General features: G+C 35.2%; 3 protein-coding genes. All 3 read right to left on the reverse strand.

The window, feature by feature from the left end:
• Positions 1 to 541 (reverse strand): DUF1828 domain-containing protein (locus tag FJ213_13265; protein ID MBM4177121.1); only part of this gene is annotated, 541 nt, incomplete at its 3' end.
• Positions 538 to 1,056, reverse strand: a complete 519-nt coding sequence (locus FJ213_13270; protein ID MBM4177122.1) for a hypothetical protein — start codon at positions 1,054 to 1,056, stop codon at positions 538 to 540. The genes FJ213_13270 and FJ213_13265, both read right to left, overlap by 4 nt.
• A 2-nt stretch (positions 1,057 to 1,058) precedes the next feature.
• Positions 1,059 to 2,606: an SAM-dependent DNA methyltransferase gene (locus tag FJ213_13275; protein MBM4177123.1), complete on the reverse strand. Its 1,548-nt coding sequence runs from the start codon at positions 2,604 to 2,606 to the stop codon at positions 1,059 to 1,061.
• Positions 2,607 to 2,710: the final 104 nt, after the last annotated feature.

The raw sequence follows: 2,710 nt of genomic DNA on the forward strand, positions 1-2,710 counted from the left end.
CAATTTCTTTCTGCTTATAGGCAATTTGAAAGTCAAATGTAAATTCGAGTCCGGTACTGCCCTTTGAAATAAATTGAGGTGTATAAATAATTTCCTGGCTGTCCAAATATTTCTGAACATCTTCCTTAAATATAGATGCAACTGTATGCTTTGCCAGTGTATATAAATCATTAACCTCCGAAATTGCGGAAATTAAATTGTATTTTTTTTGCGGGAAATCTTTTTCATCAGCTTCCGATAAAATTTCATCTCCTTCCAGTTTGCATCCATAATTGAGAAATATTTTTTCGAGAATTTCTTTTCGGCGTTGTGAGCGAGAAATGCTCACACCAACGAGATCAAGATTCTGAAGGGTTTTGCCGTCATCAGAAAGAATAATTTTTCCGTTGTCTTTCTTTATGTATAACTCTATTGTATCGTTAAATAATCCAACGAAAGGCGTGCTTATTACTGACCAACCAGTTACTGGATCTGTATGCACAGATGTTTTACCTTTTAAAAAATTGAAATATTCATCGATTAATTCATCTATCCAATTCATACTAATACTCCCTCAAAATTTATTCTTGTAACTAAGTTTATCCTACTACAAAAATGTAAAAATGCATCGCTAATATCTGTATTATTTTTTATCTCTTTAACGGGAAAAGGATCATCCAAAAGAGGCAAAGCCCAGTCTAATTCTCTATACCCTTCTACATAAAAATGAATGTGGTGTTCATTAAAATCAAACCATTTCCCTGCATATTTATGAAGAACAATCGGGACTTTTTCTGTTACAACCTCCGGATTTCGATGTTGCCCAAAATAATTTACTCTCAGTAAACCGATGTTAGTTTGGTCTTCCTGGTGGTGGAGATCGAACTTTAAACTGAATTTTGCACTTTGTTTGACATCCAAAAGAAAAATAAATTCTTTTTCTTCTTCATTAGCAAGTAAATACTTTGCACGAAATGGATATTTTTGATTTATGTTAATGGAATCATGTAACTGCTCATCAATTAAAATCTTTTTCGGCAATTGTATTAAATGTTCCGCTTCTCCTGTTGTAAACATATTTAATATCCTAATTTCTTAAAAATAGTTTTCAGTTCACTATCAATATCTTTTGACTCTTGCTCAAGCTCTTTAAGCTCTTCTAAAATTTCGCCAATTGGTCTGTAAACTTCTTCCTCAGCAGTATGTATATAACGGGTTGGGGATAAGTTATAATCATTCTTAACCGCTTCATCTTTTACAATTACTTTGCTAAACTTTTCAATTTCCTTCCAGTTCAGAAAAGTATCAACTATTTTTTTCTGGTATTCTTCAGGTATGTAATTCTTCGGCTGCCCTTTTACAAATTCCTTTGAGGCATTAATAAGCAATATTTTATCTTTCTTTCCGGTTGGTTTATTTCTATTAAGAAATAAAACTATACCCGGTGCCGAAGTATTGTAGAAAAGATTTTCCGGTAAGTAGAGCACTCCTTCAATAAAATCGTTTTCAACAAACCATTTACGAATTTCCTTTTCCTTATTTGTGCTTTGGTTTCCCGAACCACGCGAAACTGCGCCAGTATCTAATACAATAGCTGCTCTTCCAGTATTGTTTAAAGAGGCAAGTATATGCTGTACCCAGCCCCAATCTGCTGTTCCGTTTGGAGGAAAACCGGCAGGAAATCTTTCAAGCTCGTCGTTCTCATAAGTTTTTTGTGTGAATATGCTTTGATTCCACATTGGATTAGCAGCTACACGATCAAACTTTTTTAGCTTATTTCCTTCACGAAATTTAGGATTGTTCATAGTATCGCCAATTTCAATTACGCCTTCCATATCGTGAATGACCATGTTCATGTTAGCCATAGCCCAAGTATTCGGCAGGTATTCTTGTCCAAATAGCTTTAGAGGTGCATATTTAGTTTTTGAGTGTAAGTTCATCTTCTCTTGCAGTGCAATCTGAAGTTTAATTAGTAAACCAGCAGAACCAGTACAGGGATCGTACATTTCCATCCCGGGCTCTGGATCGAGGATTCTAGCCATTATCAAACCAACCTCCATTGGAGTATAAAACTCTCCGGCACTTTGTCCACCACCCTCAGCGAATTTACGGATTAGATACTCGTAACTTCTTCCGATTATGTCCGGTTCAACATCTTTAAGACCTAATCGCTTCTTGCTTATTTCTTCAATGAGGTTGCTTAGTCTATCATCGTCAATATCTCTTTGTCCGTGTGTAGTTGCGTTAAAATCTATTCGATCTATTATTCCTTGCAATCTTGAATTCTCAAGAGCTATAGAACGGATTAACTCGGTAAGCTGCTCGCCTATTTTTGTAGATAGTTTTCTTATAATAGACCAAGTGGAATCATCGAGATTTTCAGGTCGAAGTGGAATATAAAACCTTGTAAGCTTTCGATCTTTTGATATTAGCTTGAGTGCTTTTTCTTTCGTACCAACGTTGTCGGCTATTCTGCTAACTTCATCATCGAATACATCACATAAGCGTTTAACAAAGATAAGTGGTAGTATGAAGTCTTTGTATTTGGGTGCGTCTTGTGCACCTCTAATTGCGCACGCCGCATCCCAAATCCAGGATTCAAGTGATTTGGAGTTATTGTTTGTCATGTTTCTAACTGTATTTGGAAAAGCATTTATGCCAAAATAAACAAATGCAAATTAGTTTATCACTTAACTGAGCTAATATTAATTGAGTTTGTTTTTTTTCACTT

The sequence above is a fragment of the Ignavibacteria bacterium genome (genome assembly GCA_016873845.1).
Lineage (GTDB): Bacteria > Bacteroidota > Ignavibacteria > Ch128b > Ch128b > JAHJVF01.

What these genes read in the sequence shown, in the direction of transcription:
- FJ213_13270 (MBM4177122.1), bottom strand. Translation starts at nt 1,056, where the DNA reads ATGTTTACAACAGGAGAAGCGGAACATTTAATACAATTGCCGAAAAAG.
- FJ213_13275 (MBM4177123.1), bottom strand. Translation starts at nt 2,606, where the DNA reads ATGACAAACAATAACTCCAAATCACTTGAATCCTGGATTTGGGATGCG.